General features: G+C 39.8%; 23 protein-coding genes, 1 other RNA gene and 1 pseudogene. 7 read left to right on the top strand and 18 right to left on the bottom strand.

Features of this window, described 5'->3' with window-relative positions:
- Positions 1 to 3: 3 nt before the first annotated feature.
- The 6 genes from ACYVQ1_RS06430 to rplK form a co-directional block, all read right to left on the bottom strand.
- Positions 4 to 894, bottom strand: a complete 891-nt coding sequence (locus ACYVQ1_RS06430; RefSeq protein ID WP_002891966.1) for a hypothetical protein — start codon at positions 892 to 894, stop codon at positions 4 to 6.
- Positions 895 to 949: 55 nt separating this feature from the next.
- A complete protein-coding gene (locus ACYVQ1_RS06425) occupies positions 950 to 2,257 on the bottom strand; it encodes a GHKL domain-containing protein (protein ID WP_037600068.1) in 1,308 nt (435 codons plus the stop codon).
- Positions 2,258 to 2,723: 466 nt separating this feature from the next.
- Positions 2,724 to 4,178 carry a glutamate--tRNA ligase gene (gltX, locus tag ACYVQ1_RS06420; RefSeq protein WP_461250182.1) on the bottom strand — a complete coding sequence of 485 codons (1,455 nt, stop codon included), beginning with the start codon at positions 4,176 to 4,178 and terminating at the stop codon, positions 2,724 to 2,726.
- Positions 4,179 to 4,413: 235 nt separating this feature from the next.
- Entirely contained in the window at positions 4,414 to 6,384 is a 1,971-nt protein-coding gene (locus ACYVQ1_RS06415) for a peptide ABC transporter substrate-binding protein (RefSeq protein ID WP_461250181.1), read from the bottom strand.
- A gap of 181 nt (positions 6,385 to 6,565) precedes the next feature.
- Complete coding sequence (gene rplA / locus ACYVQ1_RS06410) at positions 6,566 to 7,255, bottom strand: 50S ribosomal protein L1 (RefSeq protein ID WP_002885800.1); 690 nt, start codon at positions 7,253 to 7,255, stop codon at positions 6,566 to 6,568.
- 99 nt (positions 7,256 to 7,354) lie between these two features.
- Complete coding sequence (gene rplK, locus ACYVQ1_RS06405) at positions 7,355 to 7,780, bottom strand: 50S ribosomal protein L11 (RefSeq protein WP_002885648.1); 426 nt, start codon at positions 7,778 to 7,780, stop codon at positions 7,355 to 7,357.
- 171 nt (positions 7,781 to 7,951) lie between these two features.
- Here rplK and ACYVQ1_RS06400 point away from each other — a divergent pair, with 171 nt between their 5' ends.
- Positions 7,952 to 8,305, top strand: coding sequence for a DUF3397 domain-containing protein (locus ACYVQ1_RS06400; protein ID WP_002885872.1), 354 nt, complete (start codon positions 7,952 to 7,954; stop codon positions 8,303 to 8,305).
- 94 nt (positions 8,306 to 8,399) lie between these two features.
- Here ACYVQ1_RS06400 and ACYVQ1_RS06395 read toward each other — a convergent pair whose 3' ends face one another.
- The 5 genes and pseudogenes from ACYVQ1_RS06395 to ACYVQ1_RS06375 form a co-directional block, all read right to left on the bottom strand.
- Positions 8,400 to 8,897 carry a beta-class carbonic anhydrase gene (locus tag ACYVQ1_RS06395; protein ID WP_002886981.1) on the bottom strand — a complete coding sequence of 166 codons (498 nt, stop codon included), beginning with the start codon at positions 8,895 to 8,897 and terminating at the stop codon, positions 8,400 to 8,402.
- Positions 8,898 to 9,048: 151 nt separating this feature from the next.
- A complete protein-coding gene (locus tag ACYVQ1_RS06390) occupies positions 9,049 to 9,744 on the bottom strand; it encodes a TIGR00266 family protein (RefSeq protein ID WP_037598509.1) in 696 nt (231 codons plus the stop codon).
- 88 nt (positions 9,745 to 9,832) lie between these two features.
- On the bottom strand, positions 9,833 to 11,194 hold the full coding sequence (radA, locus tag ACYVQ1_RS06385) for a DNA repair protein RadA (protein ID WP_461250192.1): 1,362 nt from the start codon (positions 11,192 to 11,194) through the stop codon (positions 9,833 to 9,835).
- Positions 11,191 to 11,657: pseudogene (locus tag ACYVQ1_RS06380) on the bottom strand (isochorismatase family protein). The gene radA and the pseudogene ACYVQ1_RS06380 overlap by 4 nt, the downstream one beginning before the upstream one ends.
- Before the next feature lie 9 nt (positions 11,658 to 11,666).
- Complete coding sequence (locus ACYVQ1_RS06375) at positions 11,667 to 12,113, bottom strand: dUTP diphosphatase (protein WP_002886985.1); 447 nt, start codon at positions 12,111 to 12,113, stop codon at positions 11,667 to 11,669.
- 206 nt (positions 12,114 to 12,319) lie between these two features.
- Between ACYVQ1_RS06375 and ACYVQ1_RS06370 the strand changes: the two genes are divergently transcribed.
- The 6 genes from ACYVQ1_RS06370 to galU all read left to right on the top strand — a co-directional run bounded on the left by ACYVQ1_RS06370 (position 12,320) and on the right by galU (position 17,741).
- A complete protein-coding gene (locus tag ACYVQ1_RS06370) occupies positions 12,320 to 12,922 on the top strand; it encodes an NADPH-dependent FMN reductase (RefSeq protein ID WP_002886986.1) in 603 nt (200 codons plus the stop codon).
- Positions 12,923 to 12,940: 18 nt separating this feature from the next.
- Positions 12,941 to 14,191, top strand: coding sequence for an NAD(P)H-dependent oxidoreductase (locus ACYVQ1_RS06365; RefSeq protein WP_002885631.1), 1,251 nt, complete (start codon positions 12,941 to 12,943; stop codon positions 14,189 to 14,191).
- 116 nt (positions 14,192 to 14,307) lie between these two features.
- Complete coding sequence (locus tag ACYVQ1_RS06360; protein WP_060971570.1) at positions 14,308 to 15,099, top strand: formate/nitrite transporter family protein; 792 nt, start codon at positions 14,308 to 14,310, stop codon at positions 15,097 to 15,099.
- Between the two features lie 8 nt (positions 15,100 to 15,107).
- Entirely contained in the window at positions 15,108 to 15,668 is a 561-nt protein-coding gene (locus ACYVQ1_RS06355) for an MptD family putative ECF transporter S component (protein WP_002891982.1), read from the top strand.
- A gap of 118 nt (positions 15,669 to 15,786) precedes the next feature.
- The gene (locus ACYVQ1_RS06350) at positions 15,787 to 16,809 is read left to right on the top strand and encodes an NAD(P)H-dependent glycerol-3-phosphate dehydrogenase (protein ID WP_060971571.1); all 1,023 of its coding nucleotides are present in this window, start codon (positions 15,787 to 15,789) and stop codon (positions 16,807 to 16,809) included.
- Positions 16,810 to 16,826: 17 nt separating this feature from the next.
- Complete coding sequence (gene galU / locus ACYVQ1_RS06345) at positions 16,827 to 17,741, top strand: UTP--glucose-1-phosphate uridylyltransferase GalU (RefSeq protein ID WP_060971572.1); 915 nt, start codon at positions 16,827 to 16,829, stop codon at positions 17,739 to 17,741.
- A gap of 45 nt (positions 17,742 to 17,786) precedes the next feature.
- On the opposite strand, the gene ACYVQ1_RS06340 is transcribed toward galU, so the two are convergent.
- The 7 genes from ACYVQ1_RS06340 to ffs form a co-directional block, all read right to left on the bottom strand.
- Positions 17,787 to 18,461 (bottom strand): rhomboid family intramembrane serine protease, encoded by a 675-nt coding sequence (locus ACYVQ1_RS06340; protein WP_461250180.1) that lies wholly within the window; start codon positions 18,459 to 18,461, stop codon positions 17,787 to 17,789.
- Entirely contained in the window at positions 18,452 to 18,979 is a 528-nt protein-coding gene (locus ACYVQ1_RS06335) for a 5-formyltetrahydrofolate cyclo-ligase (protein ID WP_060971573.1), read from the bottom strand. Before ACYVQ1_RS06335 ends, ACYVQ1_RS06340 begins: the two co-directional genes overlap by 10 nt.
- A gap of 68 nt (positions 18,980 to 19,047) precedes the next feature.
- On the bottom strand, positions 19,048 to 20,181 hold the full coding sequence (locus tag ACYVQ1_RS06330; RefSeq protein ID WP_461250179.1) for an N-acetyldiaminopimelate deacetylase: 1,134 nt from the start codon (positions 20,179 to 20,181) through the stop codon (positions 19,048 to 19,050).
- Between the two features lie 76 nt (positions 20,182 to 20,257).
- On the bottom strand, positions 20,258 to 20,956 hold the full coding sequence (dapD, locus tag ACYVQ1_RS06325; protein WP_461250178.1) for a 2,3,4,5-tetrahydropyridine-2,6-dicarboxylate N-acetyltransferase: 699 nt from the start codon (positions 20,954 to 20,956) through the stop codon (positions 20,258 to 20,260).
- A gap of 85 nt (positions 20,957 to 21,041) precedes the next feature.
- The gene (locus tag ACYVQ1_RS06320; RefSeq protein WP_461250177.1) at positions 21,042 to 21,794 is read right to left on the bottom strand and encodes an HAD family hydrolase; all 753 of its coding nucleotides are present in this window, start codon (positions 21,792 to 21,794) and stop codon (positions 21,042 to 21,044) included.
- A gap of 113 nt (positions 21,795 to 21,907) precedes the next feature.
- Positions 21,908 to 22,747, bottom strand: a complete 840-nt coding sequence (locus ACYVQ1_RS06315) for a methyltransferase domain-containing protein (protein WP_461250176.1) — start codon at positions 22,745 to 22,747, stop codon at positions 21,908 to 21,910.
- 14 nt (positions 22,748 to 22,761) lie between these two features.
- An RNA gene (gene ffs, locus ACYVQ1_RS06310) (signal recognition particle sRNA small type) lies at positions 22,762 to 22,847 on the bottom strand.
- Positions 22,848 to 22,911 lie beyond the last annotated feature (64 nt).

Below are 22,911 nucleotides of genomic sequence, written 5' to 3'. Positions count from 1 at the left end.
TACTCAAGAGACATTTTCGTCATCTTCTTCAATGAGTTCTTGACCTGCCTTTTTCAAAATATCCTGATAGGTTTGTTCAATAAGGTCAAAATCCCCACTATCAATACTTGTCTGCATACTAATGAGTATGTTTTCATAATCATGTTTAAATGAGCGTACACTCTTATAGGCAGTTTCGATTTTTTCATTATAAGCTTCCAGACTCCTCAAATGCTCCTCTTGTTCTCTAAGAATTTTACTATCACGAACATCTTTACCGTAGGAAACAAAACGAACAAGAATATACATGTGTATAAGAAAACCAACCCAAATATAAATTTGAGGGTAACCCGGGAGGTAGGTCTGACTCAGGAGCAAGGAGAATATCTCCTGTTTAAAGAGGATAAGCAGATAACTGATAATTAAAATATGATCAACTTGCAAGAGCATGCTCTTATATTTATCCTGCAAGTCCTGATATGGTTCCTTAAAAAAGCTATCTAAACCGAACATTTTTTGCAAGCCTAGAAAGAAAGGAAGAACAACACTATCTACAGCCAAGATTCCTAAATGGTTTGGAACCAACTCAACCGGCTTATTAAAGAAAACTCGGAAAAGATAAAAACTAAAGAAACTTGTAATCAGGGTCCAAAAGACAGGAGCAAAGAAAGCATAAAAATACTTTTCTTCTCGTAAAGCCTGAGGTTTTTCAAGAAAAATAAAGACTAGGAGATAGATTGCATCTGGAATATCAATTTGCCATAGAACCTTGGCTAACCACTTAACTGCAGTTACTACGATTACATAAGGAATGTAACGGTAAGTAAAAACATCTAGATAAGCCATTCTAGCTAAAATCACAAGATGTGAAACGACAACAACCAAAGCAATAAGACCATCAATCGCAAGTTGCATATGCTTTTCCCCTTTCTATTTTCCCTTATCCTCCACAAATATTATCTTTGATTTATCAATTATCCTGAAAAGAGAGGACCTGAGTAAAATGATGGTCACAACTACGAGTCTCAAGATTTACTTTTGGATAGCGATTAAGTATATCTGCGACCTTAGACAAACCAAGTCCTCGGCCTTCACCTTTGCTAGAAACCCCTTCATCAAAAATCCTTGACACAGGAATACGTTCTTCTCTGGTTGTATTATCAATAACCAAGATAAGATAACCTTGATTTTTAAAGAAGGATATGGTTAAAGTAGGATTTTCAGAATCCACTGCCGACTCAATAGCATTGTTTAAGAAGACAGAAGAAATCACAACCAAATCTAAGGCCTCTATCTGAGTTGACGATATAACATCTGGTAACTCCAAATTGACCTTAATTCCTAAGTTCTCTGCCTCAAGTACTTTAGCAGAAAAGAGACTCTTGAGAGACGTGATTTCTAAGTTGATCAAACGTGACAATTCATAATTTGACAAAGTTAAGCTATTTCCAGATTTCTCTAAAAGCTCTGCATACTCTTGTTTCAAAGCAGGTAAGTCTCGACGTTGGATACTAACCTCCATTGTCTTAAGTCCTTCAAGATAATCCTTCTTCACCTGAGAAATATCATTATAGAGATTTTCTAAACGGTGGCTATATTCCTCTAAACTTTCCTCATGTCTGGCCATTTCTTCGGCCAACTGATTTTTCACTCTTCTCTTAGAATAGATATTAAGCTGAGCAAAGAGCAAAATAAAGAGAATAGAGTAAACAATCGTAATACTGCCTGCTAAATAAATAAAGAGGCCTGTGTAAGGAAAGATGTTGCTGGCATAGAAAATAATTAAAGATAAAACAATATAAGCCAGAGTAACCCCAACCAATAAGCGTTGCCTAACTTGGTAAGTATGGTTATTTCCCATAACATTGAGAGCACCAAAGTCAATAAAGAATACTTTGACAATCAGATGAAAAATTGGATAAATCAAGAGATAAGACAAAGCAATAAGTACTGGGGTGTCCTTGACCTGTAAATAATTAATTTGAAAAATCCATGGGAAAAAGTAAAGTTGAAGCAGTTTCGAGGTGACTTCAACAAAAACCCACGGCAAAAAGGTGAAAAGAAAAGAATTCTTTTCACTACTTGATATTTTATTTAAGAAAAGATAGCAGAACAAAAGTGCTAAGAGCGACCCTGTAATGCCTCCGACAAATAGAGAGAGCAAGAGACTCCCTGCGATAAACCAGCATTTACTCTTCCAAGTTTTGAGCAAACCTGACATATCGTGACTAACAATTAAAATAGCCAATAGACGTAGAACCGTAAACAAAACGATCATCTCTAGACTCCCCCCCTTTCCTTTCAAAAATCAACCTACTTTATTGTAACATAAATATATAATTTAGCGTCATTCCTATTAGAAAAAGCTAAAAATATAAATTTATTTTTCTCGGTTAAGAACAATCAATTATTAATATGAGCGTCAGACCATTTCCCATATCCCTTACTTTTCATAAACATAAAAAAGAGCTTAGTTTTTCTAAGCTCTTTAACTGACTCATTACCTCTTTTTATGGGTACATGCCAATGACGTAGTAGAAATACCAACCAAATCTTCTCATAATGCTCACTCCTCCCTACTTTTTATTACCAATCTATTATAAAACTAATTTAAAGTTTTGAAAATGATGATATGATTACGAAATATCATCATTATATTACAAATATACTCTTAGTCATACCCCATTAATTGCTGATACATTGTTTATGTGCATTCGAAAACCCAACAATTGTTGGGTTTGTTTTTATAATGTTGCAAGAACTTGATCAATATGTTTGATTGATTTTTCACGACCGAGCAAGAAAATAGTGTCTGGCAATTCTGGACCGTGCATTTCTCCTGAAACAGCAATACGGATTGGCATGAAAAGGTTTTTCCCTTTGATTCCTGTTTCTTTTTGAACAGCCTTAATCTGAGGGAAAATGTTTTCAACAACAAACTCATCATCAGACATAGCTTCGAGTTTGGATTTAAAAGCCTCAAGTACTGTTGGTACTGTTTCACCAGCCATAACTTCTTTTTCAGCCTCTGTCAATTCTGGGAAATCTTCAAAGAAGAGATCTGTAAGAGGGACAATTTCTTCTGCAGCTGTCATTTGTGGTTTGTAGAGTTCCACTAATTTTTCAGCTTTATCTGTTAAACGACCAGCTTCTTCCAAGAAAGGTTTGCAAAGAGCAAAGACCTTATCGAAATCTGCATTCTTAATGTAGGCGTTACTCATCCAATCCAATTTCTTCTGATCAAAGGCCGCTGGTGACTTACTTAGACGGTTTTCATCAAAAAGTTTAATGAGTTCTTCACGAGAAAAGATTTCGTCTTCACCGCCAGGATTCCAACCAAGAAGAGCAATGAAGTTAAAGACTGCTTCTGGAAGGTAACCTTTTTTACGGTAGTCTTCGATAAACTGAAGGGTGTTAGTATCACGTTTAGACAACTTCTTACCAGTTTCAGAATTGATGATAAGGGTCATGTGTCCAAACTCAGGTGCTTCCCAACCAAGAGCTTCATAAACCATGAGTTGTTTTGGTGTATTGGCAATATGGTCATCTCCACGGATAACGTGTGAGATTTGCATATCGTGGTCATCAACAACTACCGCAAAGTTGTAAGTTGGGTAACCATCTTTCTTCTGGATAACCCAATCGCCACCGATGTTACCACCTTCAAATTCGATATCTCCCTTAACGATATCATGCCATTTATAAATTCCTGACTCATTAACCGCCAAACGAACTGTAGGAACAATACCTGCCGCTTCACGTTCTGCGATGTAGGCAGCTTTTTCTTCTTCAGTCATACCAAGGAACTCGTTAATATAACGAGGTGTTTCACCTGCTGCTTCTTGACGTTCGCGCTCTGCAGCCAATTCTTCTTCAGTTACATATGACTTATAGGCTTTACCTTCTGCTAAAAGTTGATCAATATACTTTTGGTAAAGTGGCAAACGCTCTGATTGACGATAATTTTCGTGTGTTTCAGGACTTTCATCCCAGTCAATCCCCAACCAACGCAAGTTATCAAGCTGTGAACGCTCACCATCTTCAACGTGACGTTTCCGGTCAGTATCTTCAATACGGATAATGAAAGTACCGCCATGATGACGTGCATAGAGGTAGTTAAACAATGCTGTACGGGCATTACCAATGTGTAGTAGCCCTGTTGGACTTGGTGCGTAACGAACGCGAATATCTTTAGCCAAGATAAATCTCCTTTTTATGTTTCATTCTTCAGTCTTTGGATACCTATTAAGCCTAAAGTCCTTCCCTTTGGAACAACCTTAAGACGATAAGTACCCGTAGGTAACTCTAGCCCCCAAACTTTCCAAATAAAAATCTAGGAGCGAGTACCAATCTTTTTTATTATATCACAATCTAGGGGTGGTTCGAGAAATTTTGTTAAAAAACGACTACCTAAAGGTAGACGTTTTCGATAGATTACTTAACGTGTTTGGCAAGATCTTTTTGAGCTTTGTCATTAGATTTCGCTCTTTCTTTAAGCCAATCTTTATAAGCTGAGTCGTATTGTTTCTTAGTTACAATATCATCTTGAGATTTAAGATACTTGAAGTAGTATGTAGAACCTTTATCACCAGCTTGAGCATATGCTCCTGAGAATGGCTTAATACGAGAAATTACAGCGGCTGCTCCGTTATAAGTAGTCGTTGGGATATAAAGTGCACTATCCGTCAACCATGCCTGAGCTTTTGCATATTTTTCATAACGAGCTGTCAAGTCTGTTGTTTCCTTAGAAGCATCATCAACCAATTGGTCATATTCTTTAAGACCTACTTTTTCAACCGCTTGACTATTTGGATCGTCATAACCCATGAAGGACTTAGTATTTTCGCTATTTGTAGTCTTCAAGACATCAAGATAAGTTGATGGATCAAGGTAATCAGGCTCCCAAGCCACACCCACTGACAAGTCCCAATCCTCTGCCGCTGCATTTGAAGCAGAGTAAGTAATGTTGTAAAAATCATCAGTTGACAATTGGTGAAGATCAAGTACAACATTATCTTTTCCAAGAGCTGATTCAATAGATTGTTTAAGTGACTGCACTTGGTTCACAAAGATTTTATTTGACTGATTGACAGGAACATCCAAATGAATTGGGAACTGAACCCCTTCTGCTTGAAGAGCTTCTTTGGCTTTAGCAAATTCAGCCTTAGCTTTTTCTGGATTATAAAGCCCATCTTGACTATCTGCAAGATTCACACCAGACCACTCATCACCATAGCTTGGTAATTGATCCATTACCATAGTTCCGAAATCTTTACCATCTGCTTGAACAAAGTCTGGTTTAACATAGATATTACGAACGGCAGTACTACCACCCTCTTTACCGTTAAGTTGTGCAGCATAATTCGTACGGTCAATAGCAAATCCTAATGCCTGACGGAAATCTTTGTTAAGAAGAGCTGTCTTAGTTGATGTCTTTTGTTGGTCATTTTCTTTAGAGGTATGGCCATAAGTTTGACGATCGATATTAATACCAACACCTTCTACAGCTGATCCAGGTTGCGTATAGAAAATATTGTCTTTGTACTGTTTTTCAACTTTAGAATAGTTTGAGCTAGTTGGGTATAGGCGAGCTAAGTTATAGACTCCATCTGTGAAGTTACGTTCCAAGGATTCTTGGTCTGTACCATCATCGTAAGTCAATTTAACTGTATCAAAGTAGATATTATCCTTATCCCAATAATTTTCATTCTTGGTAAACTCGATAGAAGACTTCGTTGTCAAAGATTTAAGAAGGTATGGACCGTTATAGAGAATAGAAGTCGGATCTGTTGACTTACCAAAGTCTTTACCTTTAGATTTCAAGAATTCTCCATTAACAGGCCAAGTAACAGAGTAGGTCAATTTTGAATTCCAGTAAGGTTCTGGTTGACTAAGCGTATATTGCAAAGTGTAATCATCAACTGCTTTGATACCTACATTTGAGAAGTCCTTGTTGGCACCTGAAAGGTAATCATTCAAGCCCTTAACTGAGTTTTGTAGCAAATAAATCGCTTCAGAATTAGTATCAGCAGCATGCTTAAGACCTGTTACAAAGTCTTTAGCTGTTACATTGGCATATTCTTCGCCGTCTGAAGTGTACCATTTGATACCCTTACGAATCTTGTAAGTATAGGTCAAACCATCTTGAGAAACAGACCAGTTTTCAGCGACAGAAGGTTTTAGATTCCCGTATTGGTCATTTTCAAACAAACCATCAACACCGTTACTAACGGCTGTCGTCATATTTTTCTTATTTGTAGAAACATAGTCTAGGGTTGCAGGATCGCCACCGTAAACATAATTATAAGTCTTACCAGACGTCTTACTTGATGACGAGCAAGCCGTTAAAACACCTACAGATAACAGGCCTACGGCTGCCAGTAAAAATACCTTACTCTTTTTCATTCATTGCCTCCTTAAATTCGCAACGTAAAAAGTTCAAAAATCAATAATTATGTGTATACGCTTAAATTATACCATAAATTCGAAAAAGCAACACTACTTTCTGAATATTTTTTATTTTCTGCTCAAATTTCGTGTTTAGAGTAAGAAAAAAGCCTATCCGAAGATAGGCTCTTTACTACTCTTACAATGAGTTAGGATCAACTTTGATACCAGCACCTTGTGTAGTAGTGATTGAAAGGTTTGTGATGTATGTACCTTTCGCTGTAGCTGGTTTAGCTTTTTGGATTGCATCGTTAAATGCTTTGAAGTTTTCAACCAATTTTTCAGTTTCGAATGAAACTTTACCGATGATAGCTTGTACGTTACCTGCTTTATCAGCACGATAAGTGATTTTACCACCTTTAGACTCTTCAACTGCTTTAGCAACGTCCATAGTTACAGTACCAGTTTTAGGGTTTGGCATCAAGTTACGTGGTCCAAGGACACGTCCAAGACGACCAACGATTGCCATCATGTCTGGTGTTGCAACAACAACGTCAAAGTCAAGCCATCCACCGTTGATTTTAGCAACAAGTTCGTCTTCACCAACGAAGTCAGCACCTGCTGCTTTAGCTTCTTCAGCTTTAGCACCACGAGCAAATACAAGAACGCGTTGAGTTTTACCAGTACCGTTTGGCAATACCATTGCTCCACGGATTTGTTGGTCAGCTTTCTTAACGTCGATGTTAAGGTTGTATGATACTTCAACAGTAGCATCAAATTTTGCGAAGTTAGTTTCTTGTGCAAGAGCTACAGCTTCTTCTACGCTGTAAGCTTTTGTGCTGTCGATTTTCTCAAGAGCAGCACGCATTTGTTTGCTTTTTTTAGCCATGTTAATTATTTCTCCTTGTGTAATGTGGTCATAACGACTTTCATCTTCCACGTCACTCAGCGAAGTGAGACGACGTCTGTGGTTTTCTTGTTAACTGAATTAGTCAGTAACAGTGAATCCCATTGAACGTGCAGTACCTTCGATCATACGCATAGCTGATTCGATGTTTGCAGCGTTCAAGTCAGGCATTTTAGTTTCAGCAATTTCTTGTACTTGTGCACGAGTTACTGAAGCAACTTTAACTGAGTTTGGAGTACCTGAACCTTTTTCAACACCTGCAGCTTTTTTCAAAAGAACAGCAGCTGGTGGTGTTTTAGTGATGAAATCAAATGATTTATCTTCATACACAGAGATAACAACTGGGATAATCATACCAGCTTGGTCAGCTGTACGAGCGTTAAACTCTTTAGTGAATCCCATGATATTGATTCCGGCTTGACCAAGAGCTGGTCCAACTGGTGGAGCTGGAGTCGCTTTACCAGCAGGAATCTGAAGTTTTACGATGTTTTCGACTTTTTTAGCCATTTTGTAATTTCCTCCTATTGTGGTTTTGGCGGTAAGTAAGTTTTGTTACCTCCCACAAGTATGTTTTTACATACCTTATCTATTATACAGAAATTCTTTTTAGATGCAAGAATTTCTTATTAAGTTTAGGAAAAAATTTACATAAAGGCCTTTTCGAGGTAAAATAGACTTATGATTCTATATAAATTTTTTGCTATAGCATTTTTGATTCTAACACCTATCTTTGCTTTTATTATCCACCGTTTCTTCAGTTTAAAATACCTCGGGCTTAATTTTGCTGACCTTACCTTCCCTCTTTATTTTATTGAGGTAGTTGCTGTGTCAGCCCGTTTCTTTACCCATAGCTTTTTGCCTTACATCACCATTTTATTATCCTTGGCGGCTATCATTATCACGATTCAAATGCTGAGAAAAACACAATCTTTTAAATTTAAACGTTTTCTTAAGTTGTTCTGGCGTATCAGCTTTTTTATCACCAGTCTTTTCTATTTGGGGACCGTGATTCTCATTTTTATTGTTTCTTAAAAACTAGATTAACTCAGCAGATTTATTGTGTGCTGAGTTTTTTATGTCAAAACATGAAAAAAGCAGGCAACCATGCCTGCTTAACTTTTCGGTATTAGGGTTGAACTTGAGTCATTCGGCCAGTATCTACATCATAAACCGCACCGGAGATGATAACATCCTCAGGGATAAGCGGTGACTGACGAAGAATGGCCATATCTTCACGAACACTCTCTTCCACATCTGTGAATGGAAGAAAATCTTGATCAGAAACATCAACACCAAGTTCTTTATTGAGATAGGCGGTAAACTCATCGTTCTTAAAGGTCTGAGCACCACAATCTGTATGGTGAAGAACTACGATTTCTCGTGTCCCCATCTGTTGTTGAGAAATGACCAAAGAACGAATCATATCTTCCGTCACACGACCACCCGCATTACGCAAAATATGAGCGTCACCTAGTGCCAACCCCAAGGCCTGAGCAACGTGAAGGCGTGAATCCATACAAGTCACAATAGCCACCTTAGTCTTTGGTTTCAAGGGAAGATGGGCTGTCCCGTGGAGGTCAACATAGGCTTTGTTGGCATTGAGAAAGTTTTCAAAATAAGACATAATAACTCACTTTCTAATGAAGAAAATAATTTGACTATCAAATTATTTATACACTATCTTATCATCTTTTTATTAACTTGTCAGCTATTGAGTTCGCAACATAAAAAAGGAGAATAAATGCTAACAAGCATCCATCCTCCTTCAATTTATATTATGAACGTTTTGGCAAGTATCTATTAAGCAAGCCTGCAAAGGTTTGAAGATTGAGACTTTGAACATAAATTTCACCTGTTCCTCTAAAGGTATTAACAACACCCTCTCCTGTCCCAATAGACTGCCAGAAACCATTTTCCAGGTGAATATTATAATCAAGTGTCTGACTCCAGGCAACGACATGAGCATTATCAATAGTCACTTCTTGATTGTTTAGCTCAATTTTTTTAATAGAGCCGTAAGCATTTGCCAAGAGAGTTCCTTGGCCTTGGGTAGTCATTACAAAGAAACCACCCTGACCACCAAAAAGAGCCTTACCAACAGACTGGAGCTCCATTGTATAGTAAGCTGTGCCATCAAGTGCTAGAAAGGCACCGTCGTTTAGTCGGTACTGTTTTTCACCTAAATAAAGTGGAATCACTTGACCTGGAGAATCAGGGGCCAAGGCTATATAGCCGTTATTGGACTGCGAGACAACCTGAGTAATAAAGCTACTTTCGCCCGAAACCATTGAACGTCCAACTGCTTTTACAAAGCGACCTAGACCTGATCCACTAGCATTTAATTTGGTACTCAGTGTCACATTCGGTGTGTGATATACCATACTACCACGCTGGATAAAGACTGTTTCACCTTGATTAAGAGATAACTCTACTAAAGGGAACTGCATGTTGCTGTCTGTGAAAAATTGCATAATAAATACCTCCCTATTCTTAAGAAAAGTATAACATCGAACAGGTATTTTTGCAAACGCTTCCAAATTCTGGCTTCGAGACATTCTTTTAAGAAAAGACTTTTTTGAGTACTTCTCCTACCGTCGTGACCCCAATGACCTGGATACCTTCTGGAATCTTCATCCCATGAAGGGAATTCTTTGGAGCATAAATCTTAGTAAAACCTAATTTAGCAGCTTCATTAATACGCTGTTCAATGCGAGTTACTCGGCGAATCTCTCCAGTCAACCCAATTTCTCCTATAAAAGCTTCTTGTGGATTGGTTGGAAGCTCCTTGTAACTAGAAGCAATCGCAACGGCTACAGCAAGGTCAATAGCTGGCTCGTCTAATTTGACACCACCAGCTGATTTGAGATATGCATCTTGATTTTGGAGAAGAAGGCCACAACGTTTCTCTAAAACAGCCATAATGAGGCTGACGCGGTTAAAGTCTAGTCCCGTCGTTGTTCGCTTAGCATTACCAAAGACGGTCGGTGTCACCAAAGCTTGAACTTCAGCTAAAATAGGTCTGCTACCTTCCATTGTCACAACAATGGCAGAACCTGTGGCACCGTCTAGGCGTTCCTCTAAGAAAACCTGGCTAGGATTTAGCACCTCTACCAAACCACCAGACTGCATCTCAAAAATCCCAATCTCATTGGTTGAACCAAAACGGTTTTTGACTGCTCGTAAAATACGGAAGGTATGATGACGTTCCCCCTCAAAATAAAGCACAGTATCCACCATGTGTTCCAACATACGTGGCCCAGCCAGTTGTCCCTCCTTGGTCACATGTCCAACAATAAATGTGGCAATGTTATTGGTTTTGGCAATCTGCATAAGTTCAGCAGTGACTTCACGAACCTGAGAAACAGAACCTTGAACGCCAGAAATCTCTGGACTCATGATGGTCTGAATAGAGTCGATAATGAGGAAATCAGGTTTGATGGCCTCTACTTGACTGCGAACCGCTTGCATATTGGTCTCAGCATAAAGATAAAATTCGTTATCAATATCACCTAAACGTTCGCTCCGCAATTTGATTTGCTCGGCAGATTCTTCTCCAGATACATAGAGGACTGTACCCTTGTTAGCCAGTTGCGTTGACACCTGTAAGAGGAGGGTTGATTTCCCTATCCCTGGATCTCCTCCAATAAGAACCAGACTGCCCGGAACCACACCGCCACCTAAAACACGGTTAAACTCGTCCATATCAGTCTTTATGCGGGCATAATTGATTGAGGATACTCCTTTTAATTTAGTTGGTTTAGACTTTTCACCCGTCAAACTGACACGGGCATTTTTCACCTCCTGCACCTCAACCTCTTCTTCAAAAGAGGACCAAGAAGAACAGTTGGGACAGCGCCCTAGATATTTGGGTGAATTGTAGCTACATTCTCGACAAACAAAAGTTGATTTTTTCTTTGCTATGATAATTCTCCTTCTACGATTACTCCGACAGAATGCCACTTATGCAATGTTTTTTAAATTTCTTCTGGTTGGCAACTCCGACAGCGGACAAATCGACAGAAACCTGATAATTCTCCCTGACAGCTGCCAAAATAGAAGCCTTGACACAGCCATTGCCATCTACCCCTATAAACTCTAAGCTTTTAGCAGCATTCCCCTCTAAAAAATCTTTTAAATCTGGATTAGTAAAGCAAGAAGCCCGACGCTTCTCAAAGATACGAGAAGATACAAGCAGCAAGCCGGTCGCAAATTTCTTCTTTCTATCTTTTCTCTCCCAGAAAAAACGATTGAGAATATAGATAACCCGGTCGCTGGGATAGCTAGCAATTTTGTCATTTACAGCTGCAGTCAGTTCTTCATGATATGCTTTTCCTACAGCAACATAATCTGACTGCATATCTACAACTAATAAATAGTCTGCCATATTCTTTCTCTATTTCCCTGTCGATCCGAAACCACCTGTACGAACACCGTCAGCTTCATCTCCATCTACAATTAAGAAGGGCATAAAGACACCTTGAACGATGCGTTCGCCAACTTCAAGAGTCACGGGCTGATCCGTAATATTTTTCATCTGGGCGAAGATGTGACCCTCATTTCCTGGATTTCCATAGTAATCGCCATCAATAACTCCAACAGAGTTGATCAAGACCAGACCTTTTTTGCGAGGATTAGAAGAACGATCATAAAGATATAGCACCTCACCCGCTTGCATATAAGCCTTGACCCCAGTTGGGACGAGGACGATTTCTCCTGGTGCAATCACTGTGCGCTCTGCCACCTTTAAGTCGTAGCCAGCTGCATGAGCTGTCTCCCGTTTTGGCAGTAAGTCCTGATTTGTATAGGTTGATACAAGTTCAAATCCACGAATTTTTGTCATTATTTTTCCTTTCGATACATCTATAAATTAATTCTTGTAAAACTAGCCATGCTAGCTTCAGACTTTTAAATCTATCCCATTATAATCTATTCGAAATAAGATGACAAAGGTAATAGTCTAATCACTTTCTCATTAAACGAAGATTGACTTTTAACTAGGAAAACGCTAACATAGTATTAGATATAATACTTTTAAGGAGAATTGTCATGAAATTCATCGGACTTGTTGGTACGAATTCAAAACGTTCAACTAATAGACAATTATTGCAATATATTCAGAAACATTTTGCAGATAAGGCAGACATCGAACTTGTTGAAATCAAAGACCTCCCTGTCTTTAACAAACCCGCTAACAAACAATTGCCAGAAAGTGTCCTTGAAATCGTTAAAAAAATCGATGAGGCTGATGGGGTTATTATTGGAACACCTGAGTATGACCACTCAATTCCAGCTGTTCTCATGAATGCTTTAGCTTGGGTCTCATACGGTGTTTTCCCTCTTTTGAATAAGCCTGTTATGATTACAGGAGCATCTTATGGAACTCTAGGAGCTTCTCGTGCACAGCTACAACTTCGTCAAATTTTGAATGCTCCAGAAATCAAAGCTAATGTGCTTCCAGACGAATTCTTGCTTTCACATTCCCTTCAAGCTTTTGATAGCAATGGTGATTTAGTTGACCTCGATGTCATCAAAAAATTAGATGCTATTTTCGATGACTTCCGTCTCTACGTCAAAATTACTGGTAAACTCTCACATGCTACAGAGTTATTACATAAAGAAGCTGAAGACTTCGACTGGGAAAGCCTATAAGACAGGAGAATATAAACTATGAAATTTGTTGGACTCGTTGGAGCAAATTATGACCAATCATATAACCGTAAACTGCTCGAATTTATCAGAAGACATTTTAAAATAAAATTTGAACTTGAAGTTTTAGAAATTGATGAAGTTCCTATGTTTAACCAAGATGAAAAATGGGATGAAAGTTTCCAACTTCGCTTACTTAATAACAAAATTACACGCGCTGACGGTGTCATCATTGCAACACCTGAGCACAACCACACTATCTCTGCAGCACTTAAATCAGTATTAGAGTGGCTATCATTCGAAGTGCACCCTTTTGAAAACAAGCCTGTAATGATTGTTGGTGCTTCTTACTACGACCAAGGAACTTCACGTGCCCAAGTGCATTTGCGTAAAATCCTTGAAGCACCTGGCGTCAATGCCTATACACTTCCAGGTAATGAATTCTTGCTTGGAAAGGCTAAAGAAGCCTTTGACCTTGAGGGAAACATTACCAACGAAGGTACTATTAATTTCCTTGAACAATGCTTAGACAATTTCATCCAATATGTAGGAGTGGTTTCTAAATTGAAAAAACCAAAACCAATTGAACCTGAAGACTTGGATTGTAACAACCCAATCGCTACAACTGTTACCGAAGTTGATCCTGACGATCCAGAGTGGGTAGAAAAAGTAGCTGAAATCACTGGTGCGGTATCTGGTGATACCTACGTGAAATTGGACCACGGTATTTTGACGGTTAATCAAATTGACATGTTCCTCAAGGCTATGCCATTTGAATTGACCTATGCCGATGATAACAACCAGTTCCTCTACTACAATAACGCCCATCAAGATCCTGATACTATGTTCGCCAAACGTGTACCACCTCAATCTGGTAGCCGTATGTCAACTGTTCACGGCTCACTTCCACCAGCTCGTATGAAAAATGTGGAATGGGTTATCGGTACACTTCGTAATGGTAACCAAGAATATGTTCGTACGATTGTTCCAGGGTCACCTGAAGGAGTTATCAATACGCATAACTATCAGGCTATGTACTATGATGATGGTTCTTATGCAGGAATCAATGAAATCGTCTTTAACTTTAAACCATGGCTTGACTGGTATCTCGAAACAACTGGTCAACGCCTTGTCGGAGGAAGCGGTCCTTTTGCACCAGCTGCAGCTAGTCATGGCGGTAGCGACGCCACATCTGGTGCATCAGATGCGGGTGGTCATGGTGGCGACGCAGCCCCAGCCGCAGATGCCACATCTGGAGCATCCTCATATTAAGACTTGGAAAAGTTGGGACAACTGTCCTGACTTTTTTTCATGGTCATCCTAGATTAAGTTTCACTCGAGCTTGCGCATTTGCCATGCTCCATGCTACATATTTTAGAGGTAAACCTATGTCTCAATTTCAAGAAAAAGTATTCGCTGCTTGTGCTAAAAAAGAAGCTCTCTTTGACGAAAGTCTGGGGCGCTATGCCTTGCGTTCTATGCTTGCAGGAGCTTATCTTACCATGTCGACTGCTGTAGGAATTATTGGTGCAGATGTTATCGCAACAGGTATTCCAGCCCTTTCTCGTTTTGTCTTTGCCTTTATCTTTGCCATCGGACTGGTCTTCGTTCTCATATTCAATGGAGAGTTGGCTACTTCAAACATGATGTTCCTGACCAGTGGTGCCTATTATGGTAAAATCAAATGGAGCAAGGTGTGTACCATCCTCCTCTACTGTACCTTCTTTAATTTTATCGGCGCCCTTATCTTGGCCTGGTTCTTCAACCAATCCTTCTCTTTCCAACATTTGACTGACAAGAGTTTCTTAGTTACCGCTGTCTCAACCAAGCTTGGAAAAACAGATTGGATGAACTTTACAGAAGGTATTACAGCGAATATGTTCGTTAATATTGCCATCTTGGGCTACATGCTCCTCAAAGAAGAATCTGCTAAGATTTTCATTGCGCTATCAGCTATCTTTATGTTTGTATTTTTGATTAATGAACACTTGATTGCTAACTTTGCCTCTTTCATGTTGCTCGGTTTCAACGGTGTGCGTGATGCTGTGGATAATTTCACTTTGGCAAATATTCTACGTCAGTGGATAGTCGTTTTCTTCGGTAACTGGATTGGCGGAGGTATTTTCATTGGTTTGGCATACTCTTGGCTCAATAAAACTAAAACACCTCACATTGATTAGGAGACCTCATGCGTCAAAAGACATTCATCAAACAAACCAGTCTAGCTATTCTACTCTATTTTATTTGCCTAGCCCTTGCAGTTGCCATTGATTTAATCTTTTTCAAAGTCAAAAATATGTATCATACGCCTGCTTTAGCTGCTATCTTTGCAGGTTGGGTCTATTTGGGGCTTATCAGAAAAACAAAACAATTTGGAGCTATTACCTGTCTGGGTATCTTTATGTCACTCTTCTTCTTTGCCTCTGGGCACTTTGTTCTAGCCTTTCTTCCTAGCTTTTTAGCTGGCCTTGTCGCTGATTTTCTAGCTAAGAAAGGGAACTATGAGAATAATAAACTTAATCTACTCTCCTATATGATCTTTTCTCTAGGAAACTTAGCACCCATTATCACCATGTGGCTTGCGCCCAAAGCTTATATCGCACAACTCCTGGCCAAAGGGAAAACTCAAGATTATGTAAATCAAGTTATGGTTCCCTTTACAGGCAGTCATATCTTAATCCTGATTGGAGGAACGCTCATGGCTGCCCTCATTGGAGGCTACATTGCCCAAAATTGGCTGAAAAAATAAATGGCAATCAGCCTTCCTAACAGAGAGTACAAGACAAACATGCTTTTCTTATGTTATAATGAGAAAGAATACAGTCTTTTTCTACTTTGTTAGAAAGGACCTAAAGGGAGACCTAATGATGAAAAAACAAAAAATCGCTGTCTTGGGCCCTGGTTCATGGGGAACTGCCCTTGCTCAGGTACTCAACGACAACGGACACGAGGTCCGTATTTGGGGAAACATCCCTGAACAAATTGATGAAATTAACGAGAAACACACCAACACCCGCTACTTCAAGGATGTGGTTTTGGATGAAAACATTAAAGCCTACAAGGAACTGTCTGAAGCCCTAGATAGTGTCGACGCTGTTCTCTTTGTTGTTCCAACCAAGGTTACTCGCTTAGTTGCTAAACAAGTTGCCGAACTTTTGGACCACAAAGTCGTTGTCATGCATGCTTCAAAAGGATTGGAACCCGGAACACACGAACGTCTTTCAACAATCCTTGAAGAAGAGATTCCTGAGGAACTTCGCAGTGACATTGTTGTCGTATCTGGTCCAAGCCACGCTGAAGAAACTATCGTTCGCGATATCACTTTGATTACAGCAGCATCTAAGGATCTTGAAGTGGCACGCTATGTCCAAGGCATTTTCAGTAATAACTACTTCCGCCTCTACACCAATTCAGATGTGATTGGTGTTGAAACAGCTGGTGCTCTTAAAAACATTATCGCGGTAGGTGCAGGTGCCCTCCACGGTATGGGATATGGGGACAATGCTAAGGCAGCCGTTATTACTCGTGGACTTGCAGAAATTACTCGTCTTGGTGTGAAACTCGGTGCCGATCCTTTGACTTACAGCGGTCTATCTGGGGTTGGTGACCTTATTGTTACAGGAACTTCTATCCATTCACGTAACTGGCGTGCCGGGGATGCGCTCGGTCGTGGTGAAAAACTAGAAAACATTGAACGTAACATGGGAATGGTTATCGAAGGTATTTCAACCACAAAGGTTGCCTACGAAATCGCCCAAGAACTCGGTGTCTACATGCCAATTACAACAGCAATCTACAAATCTATCTATGAGGGTGCTGATATCAAGGAATCTATTCTCAATATGATGTCCAATGAATTGCGCTCTGAAAATGAATGGGATAAAAAATAAAAATCTAAGGAGTTCTCATGAAAAATCAAAAAGTTAGAAAAGCTATCATCCCCGCTGCAGGACTCGGAACACGCTTTTTACCAGCTACTAAGGCCTTGGCCAAAGAAATGTTGCCAATCGTTGACAAGCCAACCATCCAATTTATCGTTGAAGAAGCCCTCAAATCAGGTATTGAAGATATCTTGGTGGTTACTGGTAAGTCAAAACGTTCTATCGAAGACCACTTTGATTCAAACTTCGAGTTAGAATACAACTTGGAACAAAAAGGTAAGACAGACTTGTTGAAATTGGTTAATGACACCACTGCTATCAACCTCCACTTTATCCGTCAAAGCCATCCGCGTGGTCTTGGAGATGCAGTTCTTCAAGCCAAAGCATTTGTCGGAAATGAGCCATTTGTTGTCATGCTTGGTGACGACCTCATGGATATCACTAATGACAAAGCAGTACCTTTGACTAAGCAGCTCATTAACGACTATGAGGAAACACATGCATCAACCATTGCAGTTATGCCTGTACCTCACGAAGAAGTTTCTTCATATGGTGTCATCGCCCCTCAAGGCAAAGGCGAAAATGGACGTTATAGCGTTGAAACTTTCGTTGAAAAACCAAATCCAGAAGATGCACCAAGTGATCTTGCTATCATCGGACGTTACCTTCTAACACCTGAAATTTTCGGTATTTTGGAAACTCAAAAACCAGGTGCTGGAAACGAAGTCCAACTGACTGATGCCATCGATACACTTAACAAGACACAACGCGTCTTTGCTCGCGAATTTACTGGAAACCGTTATGATGTCGGTGACAAATTCGGATTCATGAGAACGTCTATCGATTACGCACTTAAACATCCTCAAGTTAAAGATGACCTCAAGCAATACCTCATTGACTTGGGCCACAAACTTGAAGGCAAAGCAGCTAAAAAAGACTAAAATAAAATCCATCGAACATAACATTCGATGGATTTTTCATATGACTTAAAAATAAGTGAATCCTAGAAGAATCAGCAATAGTAAAATATAGGTTAAAAGAGCTGTAGAACGCCAACCTCTACTAAATAAGCGACTTTCAACCTTGTTCGCCAAAAAGATAGCGGCAAGAGCACCTCCAACTAAACCACCGAGATGGCCTATAATCCCAACACTAGGTGTAAAAAGGTTGAAGATTAAGTTAATAACAATCAAAGCCAAATAATTACGGCCTAACTGATTAAGCAAGGGGCTGTGACTGTAATAACCAAGAATCACAACAGCCGCAAAAAGTCCAAACAAGGATGTCGAAGCACCAGCTGCAATAACATTAGGCGTAAAAAGTAAGGTAAAGGCATTGCCCATAACACCAGCTAACAAATAAAGCCCTAGAAAACGTGGAGTCCCAAAAATCTGCTCAGCCATTTTCCCCATAAAGTAAAGAGCAAGCATATTAAATAGAAAATGCTCAACACCTATATGCACAAAAATTGGTGTTACAAGACGCCAAAGGTTCAAGGGACTGTACTGAACAAACGCACCGTACATAGCTCCCATCTTAAAAAGGCTCAAAGGCGAAGTCGCTTGAAAGCCGTTTAAAAGATATTGACAGATAAAAGTCAACGTCGTAAGCCCCAACAATAGATAGGTTGCTGGGTATTTTTTCCACTCATTTACTGGCATGTGACGACCTCCTTAACAGGAATATCATAGCTGTCTGGTTGAAAATCATGTTTCTGGCAAGGATAAACCGTACTAACTGTATCCCCTTCAAAATCAGACAAATAGCGGTCATAGTAACCTGCTCCGTAACCAATGCGATAGCCTTCATCATTGAAAACTACTCCTGGCACATGAATCAAATCAATCTCTGATTTTTCCACAGCCAAATCAGACGCAGGTTCCATCAAGCCAAAAGAGGTAGCAACAAGATTATCTGGATCATAATCCACAAAAATCATTCGACCTTGTTTATATGTTTTAGGAATCAAAAGTCGTTTACCATCCTTTAAAGCCTGATTGATTAAAAGACTGGTATCATATTCATGAGGAAAAGACAAATAAGTCGCAATCACCTGAGCCTCTTTATAAGCAGGTAAGGCAATCAATTGCTCCAAAAGATGTTTATCTATCTTAGCCTTAGTCTCAGGTTCTTGTGAAGTTAATTGAGCCAAGACTGTTTTTCTAAGTTCATTTTTCATAGGTTTATCATATCAAAAAATCTACCAAAAGTCAGACTTGGTAGATTTTTTAGCTTTATCGACTCTGATTAGGCTTCTGCCTTGTGTTTAAGGAATTTTCCAATTTCAGCCACTGCAAAAGCGAGGGCATCTTCGTTTGGACTCATCTTAGGATGGTGAAGTGCATATGGTGTGTCGATTCCCAACCAGAACATGACACCAGGAACCTTACTAAGCAAATAACCAAAATCCTCTCCAGTCATAGCCGGTGGACAATCGATCAGGTTAACTTCTGGGCTAGCATCAAAGAAGGCCATCAACTCTTTGGCCAAGACTGGATTATTTTCCACAGGAAGATAACCACCTTGTTTCAACATGATATCCACTTCCATACCAAAGCTAGCTGCTACACCTTCTGCAATCTGGCGCACACGCTTCTGGATAAGGAGACTCATTTCCTGAGTAAGGGTACGAATAGTTCCATAAACCTCTGCAGTTTCAGCGATAACATTATTAGTAGTTCCTGCATGGAAAGAACCAAAGGTAACTACCCCACCCTGAATAGGGTCAACATTACGACTGACAATCGTTTGCACTTGAGTAATAAAGTAAGAAGCTGCTACAAGAGCATCATTGGCCTCATGTGGAAAGGCCGCATGTCCACCTTTCCCCTTGAAAGTAACAAGGACTTCACAAGTCCCAGCAAAAAGGGTACTTGTGTTAGTCGCAATATCACCTACCTTGAAATCTGGACGGACGTGGAGGCCATAGAACTCATCTGGCAACCAATCTCCAAAGGCACCATCTTCATACATAAGCATACCACCAGCTTCATTTTCTTCGGCTGGTTGGAAGAGGAAGAGCATATCATTTTTAGGCTGTACTTGAAGCATCTGGTCCAAAAGACCAAGTGCTGTGGTCATGTGCATATCGTGTCCACAAGCATGCATACGACCTTCATGAGTAGACTTGAAGTCAAGATCTGTTTCCTCTACGATTGGGAGGCCATCAATATCTGTACGCCAACCAATGGTTTTTTCAGGAGCATGCCCGTGAAGATAGACAAGAATTCCTGTACGCCAAGTACGTTGCTCCACAAAGTCCTTACCTTCAGTCATTTCAACAATACGTTCTAAGAGGTAAGCCTGAGTTTTAAATTCTTCCAAACCAATTTCAGGAATTTGGTGAAGGTCTCGTCTGATTTTAATTAAATCAAGTGTCATGTTTTTACCCTTTTTATTGTCTTATTTTATAGAGAATCTAGAAATAGAGGCCTTACAGGCCTCTACTATCAATATGTTACAAGTTACGCAAAGCGTCTTCGAGTGCTGTTTTTTGTTGTGTTTTTTCATCGATTTCCTTGATGATACGAGCTGGAACACCAGCTACAACCACATTTTCAGGAACATCTTGAGTAACGATAGCTCCAGCAGCAACGACTGAACCGTTACCAACTTGAACACCTTCAATAACAACAGCATTAGCACCAACAAGAACGTTGTCACCGATACGAACTGGGTCTGCTGAAGCTGGTTCAATTACTCCAGCAAGGACCGCACCCGCACCGATGTGGCTGTTTTTACCAACAGTAGCACGGCCACCAAGGATTGCGCCCATATCAATCATAGTACCAGCACCAATTTCAGCACCGATGTTGATAACAGCACCCATCATAACGACAGCATTATCTTCGATAGTTACTTGGTCACGGATAATAGCGCCTGGTTCGACACGCGCATTAAGGTGACGTTTATCCAGCAATGGAACAGCTGAGTTACGGCCATCTTGTTCCACAACATAGTCCTTGTTTTCAGTCAAATTCGCAAGAAGTGGTTCGATATCTTTCCAGTCTCCGAAAAGAACATTACCAAGCTTAGTGACAGAAGCTGGAACAGCAGTTGCCAATTCCCCTTCAAAAGTTACTTTAACATTCGTTTTCTTTTCAGCATTACCGATAAAAGCGATAATTTCTTGTGCAGACATTTTTTGTGCAGTCATGAGATTCTCCATTCACATAAAGTTAGGAATTATTATACCAAAAATTCTGATAATTGTCTTTGCTTTTGCCAAATAGAGTGTATTTTTATGTAAAATTTGTCTTTAGAGCCTCTATGTCAGTAATCACTCGATCTGGTTTGATTGGGGAATTCTCCAACTCTCGACGAGAATAAGGGAAGGTATTCAGCAAGATACCATCGATCCCAACTGCCTCAGCCACAGCAATATCAGTCGTCAGGTCATTTCCCACCATGACAGTCTCAGATGGCTTTAACCCATGATCATCCAAAACTTGCTTTAAAAATTCAGGTTGAGGCTTACAGATACCCACATCCGAAGACAGGTAAATGGCATCAAAGTAAGATCTTAACTCCATTAAGTCAATCTCAGCATTAGTAAAGGCTGCTTGAGCATTAGACAAGAGATAGAGACGACAGCCCTGCTCTTTTAGAAAGGTCAAAACCTCCTTGGTATGCGGATAAGCTAACAACTGCTTACGAGATAAGACGCGAAATACCATAGCTATCAGTTGGCCCCAATCTTCTGGCTGATTATGACAACTAGACTGAGACCGCCCATCTACATAAAGCTGGTTGAAAATGTGAGCTAAATCAACCTCTGGATAACCAACTCCTTTAATCTCTATTAACTCCTTACGAGTCTGAGCCACACGCTTAGCATAAGATTTTTTAAGACCTTCACCCTTATAATCCGCCCCATAAGCTTGGTAAAGTTGGGCTAATTTATCCCATAACATAGGATCCTTCTCATCGGTTAGGATATCAACCAAGGTACCATAGAAATCAAAAATGTAGTTCTTATAGGCTCTATTTTTCATCACTTTTTACCCATTACTGAAACTTTCTTACTTATTGCTCCCATCATACACCTTTTAGGAAGACCAAACAAGCTAACTGAGATATTTTCCCATCAAAAAAATCCCAACGACTGTTAGGATTGCTTATCATCTCTAATACGACCAATCAGCAGCTCTCCCGCAACGGTTAATTGCGTCACTGAAGTCAAGTCCAAAGTATCCTTATTGGCATGGAAGAAAAGAGGTGTCATCTCAGCAAATGTTTGAACATGCTCTGATGGCATAGACCAAGTCTTAGCAATCGTCACACGCTCCAAAAGCTCACAAGACTCTTGAAAATGTTCCAGAACATCCTGGTTAGAATAAGCCTGCGCCTCCGGTAACAGTTGGCGAAACTCTTTAAGATGATCTTCGTGAGGAATAACCTTGAAAATCAAGCCTTGATCAGACAAAAGTCTTCCAAATTCTTGATAATTAGCTGGTGAAAAGATATCTAAAATGACATCGATACTGTGTTCACGTAAGGGCAATTGAGCCAAATCACCAACGAACCAAGCTACGTTTTTCTGAGGATTTTGACGTGCCGCAAGAAGGATTGAATCCTTAGCCAAGTCAAAGGCCATGAAATCCTTGTCAAACTCTTGAGCCAACTGACGGCTATAATAGCCTTCACCACAGGCAACATCTAACACGTGCGAGTGTCCAGGAAGGTCACGCAAGCGCTCTGAAATCACCTTCAGGATAGGATCGTAATAGCCTGCTGCTAAAATCTGACTCCTCTTTTCAAAAGAAGCCATATCATAGTGCTTATCTCCCTTAGTCTGTCTTAAAAAATTGACAAAGCCCTGCTTAGCTATATTAAAGGTATGCCTATTCTGACAAACCAAGCTAGACAAATCCAAATGCATTGGCACCTGACAGATTGGACAAGCAAAAAGGCTCTCTTGATCTTTAAAAACACTAAATTTGGCCATAAATCCTCCTTAACACAAAAAAAGAGCACACACCTGAAATCGCTTAGGGCTGCTGGATTCCTCCCCTGACCCGCTTCACGCACAGATGTTGCTCCGAAAAATATTATACCATAAATCGAAGTGATTGCAAGTAGAGAACTTACGATAAGACTAGCTAGACCTAT

Source organism: Streptococcus parasalivarius, assembly GCF_054785155.1.
The sequence above is the reverse complement of the archived record's forward strand: the minus strand, read 5'-3'. Positions and strand labels throughout refer to the sequence as shown.